The organism is Paenarthrobacter sp. CAP02 (genome assembly GCF_040137855.1).
In the GTDB taxonomy this organism is placed as follows: Bacteria; Actinomycetota; Actinomycetes; order Actinomycetales; family Micrococcaceae; genus Arthrobacter.
In genome coordinates this window covers 43,126-59,596 of record NZ_JBEEII010000012.1, presented here as the reverse complement: position 1 = coordinate 59,596, position 16,471 = coordinate 43,126, and the positions used below count along the sequence as shown (strand labels likewise).

The window sequence follows — 16,471 nt, the reverse complement described above, 5'->3', positions numbered from 1 at the left end:
GGTTTAGGACTCTATCCGCTGGTCTGTTGAAACGCTGAATCCCTTGGATGTCAAGGCGGCGCGCAACTCCACCCTGTCGTCCAGCGCCAGGTTCACTCCCTTGACTTCCTGCCAGACCTCGTGGCCGCGGCCGGCGATAAGGATCGTGTCTTCCGCTGTTGCCTCGTCGACGGCCAACCGGATGGCAGCATCCCTTGGGTAGGACTCGATGATTTCGCACGCCAAGCCCTCGGCGTCACGTGCCGCCACGGCGCCCTGCATGACGTCGGCGCGGATTGCCGCCGCATCTTCGTCGTGGGGATCGTCATCGCTGACAATCACGACATCGGCCAGGCGCGCCGCGATGGCGCCCATGGTCGGCCTCTTACCTTGGTCCCGCTGGCCTGTGGCACCGAAGACCACGATCACGCGCGATCCCTCCTTGGGCGAGCGAACCGCTTCCAAGGCACGGGCAAGGGCATCAGGATTGTGGGCAAAATCAACAACGGAGGCAGGTGCGGTGGAGACGAGCTGCATGCGGCCGGGAACGTCCACGGTGAAAGGATCGTGGGAGTCCAGGGCAGACTGAAGCTCCTTCACGTCGACGCCAGACTCCAGGACCATGATGGTGGCCAGTGCGGCGTTGGCCACATTGAAGCCGCCGGGCAGGCCGGTGTGGACGCGCAGGGCACGTCCGTCGGTGTGCCTGAGTTCGAATTCCGAGCCGAGTCCGCGTGCGGTGCTGGACGCAACGCTCCAGTCGGCGTCGGCGCCCTTGGCCGAGAGAGTGGTCACCGGAACATCGGCGGTATCGGCCAGCTTGCGTCCCCAGGCATCGTCAACCGTGACCACGGCGCGTCGGGCCCTGCCGCTGGTGAACAACTCAGCCTTGGTGCGGAAGTACTCTTCCATGCTTCCGTGCAGGTCCAAATGGTCCTGGGTGAGGTTGGTGAAGCCAGCTACTTCGAACATCACTCCGTCTACCCGGTGGTAGGCGATGGCATGCGATGAAACTTCCATGGAGGCGGCATCGAGCCCGCGTTCGCGCATCAGTGCAAGCAGCGCATGGACGTCCGTGGATTCGGGCGTGGTCAGGAGACTGGGGATAGGCTCTGCGCCGGCGACGATCTCGATGGTGCCGATAAGCCCGGGCTTCTTCCCGAGGGCACGCAACAGCGAATTAATGAAGTAGGTGGTGGTGGTTTTCCCGTTGGTGCCGGTGACACCGTACAAGGAGGGGAAACCACCCTCGGCGGGCTGGCTACGGTAAATCAGTGCAGCCAGGCGTCCGACGACGGTACGCGGCTGGTCGACGACCAGTACGGGCACTGGCTGCTCACCGGCCAGGGCAAGCTGGCGTGCCCCGGCGTCGTCCGTCACCACAGCGACGGCGCCGCCGTCGATCGCCTGCGCCACGAAGTCGGCGCCGTGCCGCGAGGCACCCGGCAAGGCAACGTACAGGTCCCCGGCCTCGACGGTCTTCGAATTGAGGGAAATACCGGTCACGCCGGCCTCACGGCTGGCGTCCGGGGCCGCAAGCCCGAGCGACTCAGCAATGGTGGCCAAGGACACCGCAGCAACGGACCCGGGCCGGAAGCCCGATCTGCCGGAATCCGGGGTGCTGGCTTGGACATCTGCCTGATTGTGCTCTGACACGTGGTTCTCCGTTGGTGCTCGTGGAACGACCGGCCGGGGGCCAGCGGCGCCCGGGCCGTTAGTGGTGGATCGATATTTGGCCGAAACAGACGCCCAAAAAGCTTACTTGACGAACTGGGGCAGCCGCGCGGGGGTGCCCGTTGACGGCGGCACGTTGTACGTCCGGAGGACCTGTGCCATAACGGAACGGAACACCGGCCCGTTGGTGATGCCATAGATGCTTCCCTTGGGGCGCTGGAGCACCACTTCCACGATGAAACGGGGATCCTCCATGGGAGCCATACCCACCATTGAGGCCGTGTAACCATCGAAGCCGGGCAAACCGTCCTCACGGGGCGCCTGGGACGTTCCCGTCTTGGCACCGACGCGGTAACCGTCGATGGCCGCATCTTTGATCTGGCCCTCGGTCACGGCACTTTCCAGGATGTCCTGAACCTGTTTCGCCGTCTCTTTGGAAACGACCTGGCGGGGGTCCTTGGCGGGAACCTTGTGCTCTTCCCCGCCGGGGGCAATGTAGCTGTCAATGAGCCTGGGCTGGAGCATGACGCCGTTGTTGGCGATGCTCTGGTATGCACGGACGGTCTGCAGCGTCGATTGCGACACGCCCTGCCCAAAGAGCACTGTGTACTGCTGGCGGTCATCCCACTGCTCCGGCTTGGCGAGGATGCCGGTTGCCTCGGCAGGGAGGCCGATGTCGGTCTGCTCCCCCACGCCGAACTTCTTGAGCCAGTCATAACGCTGCTCTTTGGTCAGGCGGCTGCCTGCCATCACGGTTCCGGTATTCATGGACCAGCCCAGGATGCCGGCCAATGTCCGCTCCTCGGTGCCGTGCTCGAACGCGTCAGTGAAGGTCTGGCCATCGATGGTGTACGACGGCGGGATAGTGAAATGGTCCAGCGGGTTGGACTTGCCCTCTTCGATGACAGCCGCGGCGGTGATCATCTTCTCCACAGAACCCGGCTCGTAGGCGGCTGTCACCGAGCGGACGCCGCGGTCCTTGGCATCGACCTTGCCCGGATCATTCGGATCGGGTGCGTTGGTGTCGGCCAATGCGATGAGGTTTCCGGTCTTGGTGTCCATGACGATGATCACGCCCCACTCGGCGCTGAGCTTGTCGACCTGGTTCTGAATCGCTTGCTGGGCAAAATACTGGATGTCGGTGTTGAGGGTCAGTTTGACGTCGCTGCCGTCCACGGCAGGGGTCAGCTCGTCCGTTGCCACCGGAATCCGGAGGCCATCTGCACCAATTTCAAAGACGCGCTTTCCCTCGGTGCCACGCAGCACATCATCCTGTGTCTGCTCGATGCCGGCCTGACCGCTGGTGCCGTCCTGCAGGAACCCTATGACTCCGCCGGCCACGCTGCCATTGGGATAAACCCGCTTGCTGACACCTTCGGCCACGATTCCAGGAATCAGGAGTTTGGAAATCCGGTCTTCGAGCTCCGGTTTGACGTCCTTGGCCACCACCGCATACTTCTTGTCGCCGGTCAGGGCGTCACGGACTTTGCCCTCGTCGGCTCCCAGCAGGGCAGCCAGTTCGGAGATTCCCTGGTCCCGGGTGACGACGTCGAGTTCTTCGGTCTTCTCGTTATAGCGCTTGAACGAGGCCGTGTTGGTGTTCTGGACCTGGTCCACCACGATGTTGTAGCGAATCACGCTGCTGGCCAGGACCGTGCCTTTGGAATCCACAATCTTGCCCCGTTCGGCGGGCAATACCTGGGGTGTCAGCCGGCTCGCAAGGGCGGCTTCGGCCATTCCGCCCACGTCAAGTCCCTGCACCATGAACAGCTTGCCGCCCACTACAAGCAACAGCGTCAGCATGATGCCAAGGCCAACACGCAGCCGCTTCCTTGCCGCCGGCGTCTTCGGTTTTTTCGATGTGCCGGGGTTCTGCGCCACGTGGATTCCTTGCTGCTGGCCTTAATTCAATGGACTGATGGACTACTGCCCTGGTGCCTTCTGCTGCGGAGCAGGTACCGATCCCCCGTGCAGTTCCACCGGCGGGGTTGCTGCCGTCCCAGCCGCCGGAGCGGCAGTCGTGGGAGCCGGAGCGGCCGGTGTTACTGGCTTGAGGTTCTCCAGCGGGTCCTTGGTAGTCACCGACGGAACAACATCAAGCATTCCTGCCACCGCGGGAGGAGCGAGCTGCGCACCGGGTTTGTCCCCCTTAACCGCAGGAGTCGCCTTTCCCGTAACTGTCATGGTGTCCACATCGATCTGGCCTTTCGCCGTGGACGGTACCATTCCCAATTCTGCAGCCTTCGCGGCCAGATTCTGCGGAGCCTCGTAGTTCTGCTTCTTCTGTGTCAGATCCTGGTTCTCCTTGTTAAGGGACGCGGCTTCCGCTTTGAGCTGCACCAGTTGATACTGCGCTGTGGACACTGAAATGTTGAGCACCAGGACGGTCAGCAGTGCAGCTGCCATGGCCACGAAGCACAGCACGACGAAGGGCGTCCTCCGCTTTCCAGGCGCACTGCGGACCAACGAGAGCGGCGTACGGGCCTTCCTCGGCGCGTCCGGCTTTCCCGCAGGAACCGGCAAGGCGCGTGCCGTGTTGCCCACTACGGAGGGCGATGTCTTCGCTGCGGCGCTGCTCATGCGTCTCTCCTTGGTTTGATACGCTCCACTGCCCTGAGGCGGGCAGATGCCGCACGGGGGTTTTCAGCGATTTCTGCTGCTGTGGGCACTTCCGTGCCTTTGGTGATGGTCTTGAGTTCGGGTTTATGCTCTTCGAGCTCAACCGGGAAGCCGAGTGGTGCGGAGGACTTCGATCCGGACTGGAAGACAGATTTGACGATCTTGTCCTCCAGGGAGTGGTAGGACATCACCACGATCCGTCCGCCCATGGCCGTGGAAGCAACGGCGGCCGGCACCGCTCTCTCCAGGACGTCGAGTTCTTCGTTGACTTCGATCCTCAGGGCCTGGAACGTTCGCTTCGCGGGGTGTCCCCCACTTTTGGCAGCGGCGGCGGGTACTACGCTGCGTATTTGCTCCACCAGTTCCCCAGTTGTGGCAAAGGGTTTTTCGGCCCGGGCGTTGACGATCCTGTTGGCGATCCGGCCGGCAAACTTTTCCTCACCCCATTTGCGGATAATGCGCACCAGCTCGTCTTCGCTGTAGTTGTTCACCACATCTGCTGCTGTCTGGCCACGGCTGGTGTCCATCCGCATGTCCAGCGGAGCGTCGTAGGAGTAGGCGAAACCGCGTTCACGCTCGTCCAGCTGCAGGGAGGAAACCCCCAGGTCCATGAGGATGCCGTGCACCTCCGGAATGCCGAGATCGGCGAGAACGTCCTCGATCTCGTCGTAGACGGCGTGGACAAGGTCTGTCCTGTTCGAGAACGGTTCCAAGCGGGCCCCGGCGAGGGAGAGGGCCTCTTCGTCGCGATCGATGCCAACAAGGTGAAGATCGGGAAAGCGCTGGAGCATCGCCTCGGAGTGGCCACCCATGCCCAGCGTGGCGTCGATGGCAACCGGCGTCCTGCCCAGCTTCCTCGCGGCTTCGAAGCCAGGGGCCAGCAGGTTGATGCAGCGGTCTTTCAGGACGGGCACGTGGCGCTCCGATGTGGGCTTTGCCGCGTCCTGCTCTTCCACGCTGCCTCCTCTTTCCTTAGTGCTTGCACGCTGGTTCTTGAATCGGATCCCCATCCGCGCCTATTGTCCTGCCGGCCTGGCTCAGGGGAAGTTGAGCCAGGAAGACTGTCCAATGGGCGGCTGGAGATCCCATCCAAGAAGCGGGATCCCTGCTCACTCAGCCCGGTTAGAAGAACCCGGGCAGATTGTCGTCATCCGTTTCCGAGAAGGCTGCTTCCTTCTCGTTGAGGTACTCATTCCAAGCTTCTGCATCCCAGATCTCCGCTCGGGTACCGGCACCAATCACTGCCAGTTCCCGACCGAGGCCGGCATACGTCCGGAGCGCCGGCGGAATCGTCACACGCCCCTGCTTGTCTGGTACTTCGTCCGAGGCCCCAGACAGAAAAACCCTGATGTAGTCGCGAGCCTGCTTGGAGGACAGTGGTGCCTCCCGCATCGACTCGTGAATGCGCTCGAATTCCTTCTGGCTGAAGACGTAGATGCAGCGCTCCTGGCCCCTGGTGAGGACCAGTCCCTCGGCAAGCTCCTCACGGAACTTGGCGGGAAGAATGATTCGGCCCTTTTCGTCGAGACGTGGTGAGTGAGTGCCCAAGAACACTGGCCCCACCGCCCCTCAGTCAAGGTGCCCGCACATGCCCAACACTGCCACTACCCTCTTATGTTCTCCACTTTACTCCACAACGCCCCACAGTCAACGCACGTTTGGACGTTTCTCCACCACTTTGAAATTCGAGCGGCCACTAAACCCGCGGATTTCGGGGAAGGGAGCACAGTGGAGGGCTGCGGGAGGTCCGTCCCGGGCCGCGGCAGCCCGGGGGCACGCACGGGCGCCCCAACAGCCGTAATGGCACTAAATGATGGGCTGGGTGGTGGGAAGTGGAGTACCGCATCTGGAGCCAGGGAATGCCCTGACCGGCATAGCCGTGGGCAAGTGTCCAAGGGCGCAAGGGCCGGTTAAACGCGGAAAGACCCGCAGGGCGGGTCTTTCGTTATCCCCTGGCAGTAATCAGGGGATGCTTGGATCACTTGCTGTGAGCCTTCGGCGGCCGAACGACGCAGGAGTTCAGTTGTCGTCGCGGCGGCGTTCGTCCCAGCGTTCTTCGAGGCTGCTCATGAATGTGCTCTTGGGCTTGGCCTTTCCTGGCCTTGCCTTGCCGCCTTTGCCGAAGGCCGAACCGCGCAACGTGGCGAAGTACACCCCGGCGCCCATGACCACGAACCCCAGGACACCTATGGGAATGGCTTGGATGGACACCCCAACCAGCAGGAGGAGGATACCTGCGATTGCGCCGAGCACACCGATGATCACATGCCGGGTTGACCAGCTGCGTATGGGATCCGAGCCCATCGTGTTGGCAAACTTCGGATCGTCCTCATGAAGTTGCTTCTCCAGTTGCTCAAGCAGCTTCTGTTCGTGCTCCGAGAGGGGCATCGCGACCTCCTTTAGTCAGCCAGCGTCTGGACATAACGCGTCCTGTGCGTCTGTTACCAAAACGATCGGACCAAGGGAATCGTTCCCAAAATACTCTCTGGGTTCAGCGGGCATTCGGGGACCGACTGTTGAGGAAACAGTTTGTCCAGACGATCTAAATCTCTGTAATAAATAGGATAGTTTGTCGGACGCCGATCTGAAAGACACGCATCAGGTGAGCAAGGCGCCCTCCCGGAGATCAGGTCCCCGCCGGAGGCTTCCCGGGTTCCAAAAGCCGGGCAGGCAGCAAAGTCCTGGAACCAAAGCGTTCGGACACGCGGTCCAGAGCCTGCTCCGCGGCACGCCAATTATCGTCCCTGCGGTCAAGGCTCAACTGCATGGACGTCTGCCCGGCCGGCTCCAGTTGCTCAGCCCGTACCCCTACCAGGCGGACGCTCATGGATCGCGGCCCCAGTGACTCCAGCAGCTGCACCGCGACCTGGTAGATCAACTGGGCGCTGTCCACGGGAGTCTGCACAGTCCTGCTCCGCGAAACAGTGGAGAAGTCGGAGTAGCGAAGCTTGAGGGCAACAGTCCTCGCGAGCATGCCGGAGCTCCGAAGCCGCGAAGCCGTCCTATGCGACAGCCGCAGCAACTCCCGGTGCAGCAACGCGTTATCTCCCGTGTCCACTGCAAACGTTTCCTCCGCGCCGATGCTCTTTTCGAGCCTTGTCGGGGTTACCGGACGGGGGTCTATTCCCATGGACAGCCGGTGGACGTGCTCGCCGCTGGCCCCAAGCACCTTCCTCAAAGATGCGAGCGGCGTCGCGGCGACATCAGCAACGGTCCGGATACCCAGCCGGGCCAGGACTTCTCCGGTCTTTCCACCAACACCCCACAACGCATTGACGGGCAGGCTGTGCAGGTAGGGAACCGTGTCATCGGCATTGATTTGCAGGATCCCGTCCGGCTTGCAGCGCGTTGATGCAATCTTGGCCACGAACTTGGAGGCAGCAATGCCCACTGAAGCGGTGATGCCCAACTCAGATTCGACCCTGCGGCGGATGAGGTGCCCGATCTCAAGCGGCGTTCCCAGCCGCCTGATAGCACCACCCACGTCAAGGAATGCCTCGTCGACGCTCAGTGGCTCCACCAAGTCAGTGATGGAGGCGAAGATCTCCATCAATTGTGCCGAGACCTCGTAGTAGACCTTGTGCCGGGGATTGATAATGACTGCCGAAGGGCACCGCCTCATGGCGATGGACATGGGCATCGCGGATTTCACGCCAGTCGCCCGGGCCTCATACGAGGCGGACAGGACCACCGAGCGTTCAGCCGGGAAACCAACGATCACCGGCTTCCCGCGAAGCTCCGGGCGGCTGCGAAGTTCCACCGAGACAAAAAAGGCATCCATGTCCACATGAAGTATGCTGGTTCGCCTCAGTTCCCGCAGGGCATCTCCAGCGCTGCGGGCGGTTCCGTTGCCGGCACCTTGGGCGCTACCGAATGCTTCCTGCCTCACAACGGCAATACTATGCCCGCCCACTGACTAAACTGGAGGCACAATCCGGCTCAGCCCCAGGAAGGATACCCTGTGAAGCTCTTTGGAACTCCTCAAACGCGAGGGTTTGCCCTGCTCGCAGTAAGTGTCGCAGTGGCGGCCTCAGCCTGCACACCGTCGACCGGGGGTTCAGCAGCTCCATCCCCAAGCGACGCGGCTTCGGCGTCGTCCTCGTCCTCATCGAGCGCCGCGCCGACTCCGTCCGGCTCCGCCACCTCCTCAGCCACAGCATCCCCGGGCACCACCGCTCCGGCTCCCGATGCGACCGCCACAGTGAATGCCCTGGTCCCCGGCTTCCCGCAGCAACTGATTCCAGTCATGCCCAACACGTCGGTCCGCTCAAGCAGCGTGGACAAAAAGGACACCCTGACCAACGTTGCGCTGGTCGGCACTGTCAAAGCGCCTCCGGAAGGGGTGGTGGACTACTACAAGGCATCACTGGAAGCCCAGGGATTCAAGCTGGTTCCCGGCCCCGAAGCCGTGGGCAATGTCACCTCCCTTGACTTCATCCGGGGCGACGGGGAGACCGTCAACGTCTCCATCCGGCAGAAGGAGGGTGTTTCCACCTTCACCATCGGAGCCAATGTGGCAGCAGGATCCGTCAAGTGACGGTTTCTGCCCAGGTGTCCTCTGAACAAACCGAGTTCGTCAGTGCCGTAGCAGGGAAACTCAACGGCTTCCTTTCGGGCCAGCAGGACCTCATGGCGGGCGTCTCGGCCGACGTCGCACCACTCATCGGTTCCATTTCCCAGCTGGTCACCGGAGGAAAGCGCCTCAGGGCGCTGATGTGTTACTGGGGTTGGCGGGGCGCGGGCGGCGGTGCCGGCGATCCTGACATCGTCACGGCCGGGTGCGCCCTTGAACTGTTCCAGGCCGCAGCGCTTATCCACGACGACATCATCGACCGTTCTGATACGCGGCGGGGCGGGCCCAGCGTCCATAAGAGATTCAGCCAACTCCATGAGGCCCAGGGGTGGGCCCTGGACAGCGGGCGATTCGGCGACGCCGCGGCCATCTTGACCGGGGATCTCTGCCTGTCCTTCAGTGAGGAGTCCTTCACCGGTATCGGGCCACGTGCGGCGTCCGGCACCCCGGCCCGCGGGATCTTCAACGTCATGCGCGCAGAGGTGATGGCCGGCCAGTACCTGGACATCCTTGAAGAAGTGGCAGGACCCGTCCGCGACCGCGCGGGATCCGTGGACCGGGCGAAGTCGATCATCCGGTACAAGTCTGCGAAGTATTCCACCGAACATCCCCTTGCCCTCGGCGGGGCATTGGCGGGAGCCCCGGCGGAGCTCCTACGGGCCTACTCGGAGTTCTCCTTGCCGCTTGGCGAGGCCTTCCAGATGCGGGACGACGTCCTGGGAGTTTTCGGCGATCCTGAAACCACCGGCAAACCAGCCGGGGACGACCTCCGCGAAGGAAAAAGGACGGTCCTTGTAGGTTTCGCCATCAACCAGGCCGGCCCAGCCGAAGCCGATTACCTTGACCGCACCTTGGGCAATCCCGGGCTCGGAGCGGAAGAAGTGGAAGCGATCAGGCGAATCATTGTCGAAAGTGGCGCGCTCGAGGCTACGGAGGCGCTCATTGCCGAACTCAGCTCGCAGGCCTTTGCAGCCCTGGAGCGATTGCCCCTTCAGGAAGTCCCGCTGACGGCGCTCAGCCAGCTTGCCGAAGCAGCTGTGAGCCGCGCGGCCTGACCGCCGGCGCACGTTCCGCCACAGAGTCAGCCGGCCCCAACAAAACATGACGCGTACGACGACGGTGGAGACCGTCGTCGTACGCGTTTAAGTGTGTTTTACCCCAGGGGGCGCGGCTTTACCAGGCCAGTGACTGGGCGCGGCGCCTGATCTCGGTCTTGCGCCCTTCCCGCAAGGCGTCGATGGGCCGCCCCCGCAGCGACTCGTCGGGGGTGAACAGCCAAACAATCAGCTCTTCGTCGGTATATCCGGCGTCGCTGAGAACCGCGACCGTCCCCTTCAGGCTGTCAACGACGTGACCGTCCTGAATAAACAGGGCCGGGATCGAACGGACATTCCGTTCTCCCCGCCTGATGGCAACAATGGCCCGCTCGTCCAGAAGTCCGTGGACCTTGGTGATGGAAACTTCCAGCAGTTCGGCGACATCCGGCAAGGGCAGCCAGTCGGAAACAAGGCTTTCTACATTACTCACGGAACAAGGTTGCCACGCCGCCCCGCCCCTCGCCTAGCCGGAGGACGACGGCGATACCGGCCGATGCGGTGCAGGCCGCCAATTCTGTCGGATAAATCGGGAAGCATAATCCATTACGTCCCGAATTGTTGTGCCGATGGAATAAGTGTGAGAGATTCACACTGATCACTCTTGCACCATTGATAACATCAGTAACATTGGTAACACTGACAACAGCGCTAACAATCGCCCCGCTGTTGAGATGAGGACACTTTCATGACGACGCCCCGCTCGCCGAAACGAACCATGAGCATGCCGGTCATTGCGGCAACCACGGCTGCGCTTCCCGCCGTGGTCTTGTCCTCTTTGGCCTTGGCGCAACCTTCAATTGCGGCACCGGCCCCGCAGCAGCCCCGCAAGATTCCGGCCACCCTTGCGGCAGCCATGAAGGCCCAGGCAGCCAATACCGGCACCGTGATACCGGCCCAGGCCGTCGCGGCTACGATTCCCGCGGCCCTCCGCCCGATGGCGCCGTCGGTACCGGACACCTACACCATCGTCCGCGGCGACACCATCAGCGCAATTGCCCGCCGCTTCAACCTGGACACCAACGCGGTGCTGGAACTCAACAAGCTCACAGCAACCACGCTGATCTTCCCCGGACAGACGATCAAGCTCACCGGGACCGCTTCGGCCGCCCCGGCAAAGCCTTCCGCTCCGGCAGCACCCAGCACGCCCAGCACCCCGGGGAACGGCGCTGTTTACACGGTGGTCTCCGGCGACACCCTGAGTGCCATCGCCGCCAAGCACGGTGTGCCGTTGTCCAGCATTTTCAGCTGGAACAACCTCAGTGGCAGCTCCATCATTTACCCGGGACAGAAGATCAAGGTCAGTGGCGGGTCCGCTCCCGCTGCGCCCACGGCGCCTTCGGCCCCCGCAACACCGGCTCCCGCACCCACCACCGGCGCAGGTTCGTACATCATCAAGGCCGGCGACACGCTCAGCTCCATCGCCTCACGGAACGGCGTTTCCCTGGCTGCGTTGATGAGTGCCAACAACGTCACGGCCACCACCGTGATCTATCCCGGCCAGAAGCTCACCATTCCCGGCGCGGGCACCAGCCTCCAGCCCGCGGGTGAGACCAAACCGCTGGTTCCCAGCACCTTCCTTGGTTTCACCTATCCTCCGGCGGTCGTCAGTTCCGCCAACGAGAACAAGGCGCTCCTGAATGCCTCCCCGGTGCCCACCCGCGCCGAAATGAAGGGCATTGTGGCCGACACCGCGCGGCGTATGGGTGTGAGCCCATCCTTGGCCTTGGCCTTCGCCGAGCAGGAGTCAGGCTTTGACCAGCGGGCCGTATCACCGGCCAACGCGATCGGCACCATGCAGGTCATCCCATCCTCGGGCCAGTGGGCATCCGATTTGGTAGGCCGGAAACTCAACCTCCTGGACCCGTACGACAACGCCACCGCAGGCGTTGCCATCATTCGGGCGCTCATTGCCACGAGCAAGGACCTGGACACCGCAATCGCCGGCTATTACCAAGGCCAGTACTCGGTCAGCAAGTACGGAATGTACGACGACACCAAGCGCTACGTCGAGTCGATCAAGGCCCGCCAGCGCACGTTCGGCTAGGTCTTTCCCAGCACCTCGGAAGGGGCCCGCATCCTGCCTGGATTCGGGCCCCTTCCCCGTCTCGTTTAGGATCGTAAGGTGCAAGAACCAACGCAGGACCACCTCATCGGGACAACCGTGGACGGCCGATATACGGTCCGCTCACGCCTCGCCAGGGGCGGCATGTCCACCGTGTACCTGGCTACGGACCAGCGCCTGGAGCGGGACGTAGCCGTCAAAGTCCTGCACCCGAACCTGGCCAACGATCCCACTTTCCTGCAACGCCTAAGCCGCGAAGCCAAGGCCGCCGCCAGTCTCTCCCACCCACACATCGTGGGGGTCCTGGATCAGGGCGAGGACGGCCATATCGCCTACCTCGTCATGGAATACGTCAAGGGACACACCCTTCGCGACGTCATGACTGAGCAAGGGGCCCTCCCGCCGCGACTCGCGTTGGCGCTGATCGATCCTGTCATTGAAGGACTCGCCGCCGCCCACGGCTCCGGACTGATCCATCGCGACATCAAGCCCGAGAACGTCCTCATTGCCGACGACGGGCGCATCAAGGTAGCCGACTTCGGATTGGCCAGGGCAATCTCAGCCAACACCAGCACGGGCGCCCTGATCGGCACCGTCGCTTACCTGGCCCCTGAACTCGTTCTGGGCCAGGCCGCTGACGCCCGCAGCGACATCTACTCCGCCGGCATCATGCTGTACGAAATGCTGACCGGGAAACAACCCTACGCAGGCGACTCCCCCATCCAGGTGGCGTACCAGCACGTCAACTCCGTTGTCGGGCGGCCGTCGGACGTGGCTCCTGGACTGGCAGACGACCTGGACGAACTGGTTCAGTGGTGCACCGCCACAGATGCCGAAAACCGCCCCGTCGACGGCACTGCCCTGTTGACGGAGCTGCGCCACATCCGAACCACCCTCACCGATGAGCAGCTGGACCACAGGCAGTCCCCTGCCCCTGCTCCGCACTCCCCTGCCTACGCACCTGAGACGGCACCGTTAGGCAGTCCGGCCGGAAATCCCACCGAGGCCCTGGCGACCACGGCGTCCCCCACTGAGTTCATCTCACAGCAGCGCAATCCCACCACCATCATGGCGGCGGGCACGGGGCTCCAACGTTCCACACAGGATCCCACCGACCACGAACTGAACCAGCCCGGCAAGCGTGAGCTGAAAAGAATTGAACGGCAGCAGGCAAAAGACCGCGCCAGGGCCGCGGCGACTCCGGTCCGCCAACTACGGGAAGGCAACCCACGCCGCCGCGGCATAATCTGGACCATCGTCATCGTCATCCTGGCATTGTTGGCCGCCTCTGCCGGGTGGTTCTTCGGCATGGGTCCCGGGTCTCCCGGAACCATCCCTGACGTCAAGAACAAGACCGTGGCGGAGGCCCAGCAATTGCTCCGCACAGCCGGCTTCCAGTCTGAGCCGCGGGACGTGTTCGACGACGACATACTGCCCGGTTACGCTGTGGGAACGGAGCCCAAATCCGGCGCGGAAGTCCGGAAATTCCAATCCGTCACAGTCTTCGTTTCCAAGGGTGCACAGCTCTTTCCGCTGCCGGCGCTCACGGGAGGCACACTTGCGGAGGCCAAGACCGCCCTGAACGCGGCGCAAATGGCGCTTGGCAACGTGACCGAAGCCTTCGACGACAAGGTGCCGGCCGGCGTCGTGATCTCACAGGACCCCGCAACCGGCAAGGAAGTGCGGCATGGCACACCTGTGGCTTTGGTGGTGTCCAAGGGGCCGCAGCCGATTCCCGTCCCTGACGTCAGGGGCCTGACGAAGGACGCCGCCATCAAGGCGCTCCAGGACGTGGGGTTGAAGGCTGTGGTCGCGCCGGACGCGGTACATGACAAGAAGGTCCCCAAGGACGCCGTACTTTCCCAGGCGCCGGCAAGCGGAAACCTCGTCAAGGGAGACACTGTAACTCTTACCTTGTCTGATGGACCGCGGATGGTGAAGGTTCCCAGCTTCGTTGGCAAGCAGGCAAAGGATGCCCGCAAGCAGCTCGAAGACCTGGGGTTCGAGGTGAAGATCAACGAAATCCTGGGCGGCTTCTTCGGGACTGTCCGTGATCAGAACCCCGTCAACATCGAAGTTCCCGAGGGTTCCCCCATCACACTGACAGTCGTCTGATACCCGGCGAGACAACAGAAGGCGCGGTCCCGTATCAAGGGACCGCGCCTTCTGCTTTGTCAGTTCATGGTGTCAGCGCTTGGAGAGCGCCCCGGCCACCAGGAACGCCATCTCCAACGACTGCATGTGGTTCAGGCGCGGGTCGCAGACCGACTCGTAGCGGTCCAGGAACGCGTCCTGGTCGATCGGATCGGCACCGCCCAGGCACTCCGCGACGTCGTCGCCCGTCATCTCGACGTGAAGGCCGCCCGGGACCGTACCCAGCGAGTGGTGGACCTCGAAGAAGCCACGGACCTCGTCAATGACGTCGTCAAAGTTGCGGGTCTTGTAGCCGTTGGGCGAAGTGACCGTGTTGCCGTGCATCGGGTCCGTGACCCACAGGACCTGGGCACCGGAGGCAGTCACACGCTCGACGACGGCGGGCAGCTTCTCGCGGATGTTCTTGGCACCCATGCGGGTAATGAAAGTGAGACGGCCCGGTTCGCGGTTGGGGTCCAACTTATCGATCAGGCGCAGGGCGTCGTCACCGCTGGTGGTCGGACCAAGCTTGACGCCGATCGGGTTCCGGACACGGGACAGGAAGTCCACGTGGGCGTGGTCGAGTTCGCGGGTCCGCTCACCGATCCACAGGAAGTGCGACGACGTGTCGTACGGCAGGCCCGTGCGTGAGTCGATGCGTGTCAGCGCGCGCTCGTAGTCCAGCAGCAGTGCTTCGTGGCTGGCGAAGAATTCGACGCGCTTGAGTGCCTCAAAGTCGGCGCCACAAGAATCCATGAAGCTGATGGCCCTGTCGATGTCCCGCGCGAGGGACTCGTAGCGTGCGTGCGCAGGGTTCTCTGTGAACCCCTTGTTCCACTGGTGCACCAGGCGAAGGTCAGCAAAGCCGCCCTGTGTGAACGCCCGGATGAGGTTCAAGGTGGATGCGGAGGTGTGGTACGCCTTGAGCATGCGGCTTGCGTCGTGTGCGCGTGACTCTGGGGTGAAGTCGTAACCGTTGACGATGTCGCCGCGGTACGCGGGGAGGGTCACGCCGTCGCGCGTTTCATCGTTGGAGGAGCGTGGCTTGGCGAACTGGCCGGCCATGCGGCCCATCTTGATGACGGGCATGGCGGCGCCGTATGTGAGAACGACAGCCATCTGGAGGATGGTCTTCACCCGTGCACTGATCTTGTCCGCCGTTGCTGCCTCGAAAGTCTCGGCACAGTCTCCGCCCTGGAGGAGGAAGGCCTTGCCCTGGGCCGCGGCGGCGAGCCGTTCCCGGAGGACATCCACTTCACCGGCGAAAACCAGCGGCGGCACCGCTGACAGCTCTTTGACGGAAGCCTTGAAGACCTCGGCGTCCGACCATGTTGGCTGCTGGGAGATCGGCAGGTCCCGCCAGGCGTCAAGCCCGGGATAGTTCGCAGCTCCGCTCTGGGCGGTGCTTGCGAGGGGGTCTGCAATGGCGGGTGCGGTGTTCGCGGTTAGCTCAGTCACCCTTAAAGAGTAGTAGCCTCCGGCAGGGTTGCGGGACCGCAGCCGTAACTGACGATGGCCGGGGCGTCACAGTTTCTCCGCTGATCCATTCGCCCCGCTCCGGGGTTCATCCCTGTCATCGGAGATGTCGGGGGTCGCGTCCTCGGCAACCTCGACTTTCCGGACCGGCTCAGGGCCTTTTCCGGCGAGCTGGGCCTTGACCACTGCTGCGTACTCATCCACGTATTCCTGGCCTGAGAGGCGCATCAGGCTGGACATGATTTCATCGGTAACGGCCCGCTGGACCTGGCGGTCGTCCTCCCGGCCGTAGTAGCGGCTGAAGTCCATCGGTTGCCCAAAGATGATGCCGATCCGGCGGATATTTGGCAGTCTCTTGCCGATGGGCTGGACCTTTTCGGTCCCGATCATGGCTACCGGCACTACCGGCACCCGCGTTTGAAGGGCCAGCTTGGCGACGCCCACCTTGCCGCGGTAGAGCCTGGCATCGGGGCTGCGGGTGCCTTCAGGGTAAATCCCCAACAATCCTCCGGACGCCAGCACATCCTTTCCTGCCTGAAGGGACATTTCCGACGCAGCGCCGCCCGAACGGTCCATGGGGAGCTGGTTGCTCAACCGGAAGAACATCGCAGTCAGCCGTCCCTTGATGCCTTTCCCGGTGAAGTACTCGGACTTGGCCAGGAAGATCACGGGGCGACGAACCATCAAGGGAAGGAAGATGGAGTCGGAAAAGGACAAGTGGTTGGAAGCAAGGATGGCTGCGCCGTTGTCGGGAACGTTATCCACGCCCTTGACCCAGGGACGGAACAGAAGCTTGAGGATCGGACCAAGGAAAATCCTCTTCATGACCCAATAGAACACGTTAGTCCCCTCACGGCC

15 protein-coding genes are annotated in these 16,471 nt (G+C 62.9%); 4 read left to right on the top strand and 11 right to left on the bottom strand.

The genetic code is table 11. The features are described from left to right. Positions 1 to 3 precede the first annotated feature (3 nt). The 8 genes from ABHM97_RS18470 to ABHM97_RS18435 form a co-directional block, all read right to left on the bottom strand. The gene (locus ABHM97_RS18470) at positions 4 to 1,635 is read right to left on the bottom strand and encodes a UDP-N-acetylmuramoyl-L-alanyl-D-glutamate--2,6-diaminopimelate ligase (protein ID WP_235520430.1); all 1,632 of its coding nucleotides are present in this window, start codon (positions 1,633 to 1,635) and stop codon (positions 4 to 6) included. A 102-nt stretch (positions 1,636 to 1,737) separates the two neighbouring features. Continuing rightward, complete coding sequence (locus ABHM97_RS18465) at positions 1,738 to 3,534, bottom strand: peptidoglycan D,D-transpeptidase FtsI family protein (protein ID WP_235520429.1); 1,797 nt, start codon at positions 3,532 to 3,534, stop codon at positions 1,738 to 1,740. Positions 3,535 to 3,576: 42 nt separating this feature from the next. Then, on the bottom strand, positions 3,577 to 4,233 hold the full coding sequence (ftsL, locus tag ABHM97_RS18460; RefSeq protein ID WP_349471781.1) for a cell division protein FtsL: 657 nt from the start codon (positions 4,231 to 4,233) through the stop codon (positions 3,577 to 3,579). Next, positions 4,230 to 5,228 carry a 16S rRNA (cytosine(1402)-N(4))-methyltransferase RsmH gene (gene rsmH, locus ABHM97_RS18455; RefSeq protein WP_349471780.1) on the bottom strand — a complete coding sequence of 333 codons (999 nt, stop codon included), beginning with the start codon at positions 5,226 to 5,228 and terminating at the stop codon, positions 4,230 to 4,232. Before rsmH ends, ftsL begins: the two co-directional genes overlap by 4 nt. A 166-nt stretch (positions 5,229 to 5,394) precedes the next feature. Then, a complete protein-coding gene (mraZ, locus tag ABHM97_RS18450; RefSeq protein ID WP_211711325.1) occupies positions 5,395 to 5,826 on the bottom strand; it encodes a division/cell wall cluster transcriptional repressor MraZ in 432 nt (143 codons plus the stop codon). Between the two features lie 465 nt (positions 5,827 to 6,291). Continuing rightward, on the bottom strand, positions 6,292 to 6,660 hold the full coding sequence (locus ABHM97_RS18445; protein ID WP_235520426.1) for an SCO2097 family morphological protein: 369 nt from the start codon (positions 6,658 to 6,660) through the stop codon (positions 6,292 to 6,294). A gap of 238 nt (positions 6,661 to 6,898) precedes the next feature. Next, positions 6,899 to 8,161, bottom strand: a complete 1,263-nt coding sequence (gene dinB, locus ABHM97_RS18440; protein ID WP_349471779.1) for a DNA polymerase IV — start codon at positions 8,159 to 8,161, stop codon at positions 6,899 to 6,901. A gap of 92 nt (positions 8,162 to 8,253) precedes the next feature. Beyond that, entirely contained in the window at positions 8,254 to 8,520 is a 267-nt protein-coding gene (locus ABHM97_RS18435; RefSeq protein WP_349471778.1) for a hypothetical protein, read from the bottom strand. On the opposite strand from ABHM97_RS18435, the gene ABHM97_RS18430 reads away from it, so the two are divergent. After that, positions 8,519 to 8,809 (top strand): hypothetical protein, encoded by a 291-nt coding sequence (locus ABHM97_RS18430; RefSeq protein WP_235520424.1) that lies wholly within the window; start codon positions 8,519 to 8,521, stop codon positions 8,807 to 8,809. The genes ABHM97_RS18435 and ABHM97_RS18430 overlap by 2 nt on opposite strands. Beyond that, the gene (locus ABHM97_RS18425; protein ID WP_235520423.1) at positions 8,806 to 9,900 is read left to right on the top strand and encodes a polyprenyl synthetase family protein; all 1,095 of its coding nucleotides are present in this window, start codon (positions 8,806 to 8,808) and stop codon (positions 9,898 to 9,900) included. Before ABHM97_RS18430 ends, ABHM97_RS18425 begins: the two co-directional genes overlap by 4 nt. 118 nt (positions 9,901 to 10,018) lie before the next feature. Here ABHM97_RS18425 and ABHM97_RS18420 read toward each other — a convergent pair whose 3' ends face one another. Then, positions 10,019 to 10,372, bottom strand: coding sequence for an Rv2175c family DNA-binding protein (locus tag ABHM97_RS18420; RefSeq protein ID WP_235520422.1), 354 nt, complete (start codon positions 10,370 to 10,372; stop codon positions 10,019 to 10,021). Between the two features lie 255 nt (positions 10,373 to 10,627). Between ABHM97_RS18420 and ABHM97_RS18415 the strand changes: the two genes are divergently transcribed. Further along, the gene (locus ABHM97_RS18415; protein ID WP_349471777.1) at positions 10,628 to 11,986 is read left to right on the top strand and encodes a LysM peptidoglycan-binding domain-containing protein; all 1,359 of its coding nucleotides are present in this window, start codon (positions 10,628 to 10,630) and stop codon (positions 11,984 to 11,986) included. A gap of 78 nt (positions 11,987 to 12,064) precedes the next feature. Next, positions 12,065 to 14,119 (top strand): Stk1 family PASTA domain-containing Ser/Thr kinase, encoded by a 2,055-nt coding sequence (gene pknB / locus ABHM97_RS18410; RefSeq protein ID WP_349471776.1) that lies wholly within the window; start codon positions 12,065 to 12,067, stop codon positions 14,117 to 14,119. Positions 14,120 to 14,191: 72 nt separating this feature from the next. Here pknB and ABHM97_RS18405 read toward each other — a convergent pair whose 3' ends face one another. Further along, on the bottom strand, positions 14,192 to 15,595 hold the full coding sequence (locus ABHM97_RS18405) for a class II 3-deoxy-7-phosphoheptulonate synthase (RefSeq protein WP_257371308.1): 1,404 nt from the start codon (positions 15,593 to 15,595) through the stop codon (positions 14,192 to 14,194). Positions 15,596 to 15,661: 66 nt separating this feature from the next. Further along, positions 15,662 to 16,453 (bottom strand): lysophospholipid acyltransferase family protein, encoded by a 792-nt coding sequence (locus ABHM97_RS18400; RefSeq protein WP_349471775.1) that lies wholly within the window; start codon positions 16,451 to 16,453, stop codon positions 15,662 to 15,664. Positions 16,454 to 16,471 lie beyond the last annotated feature (18 nt).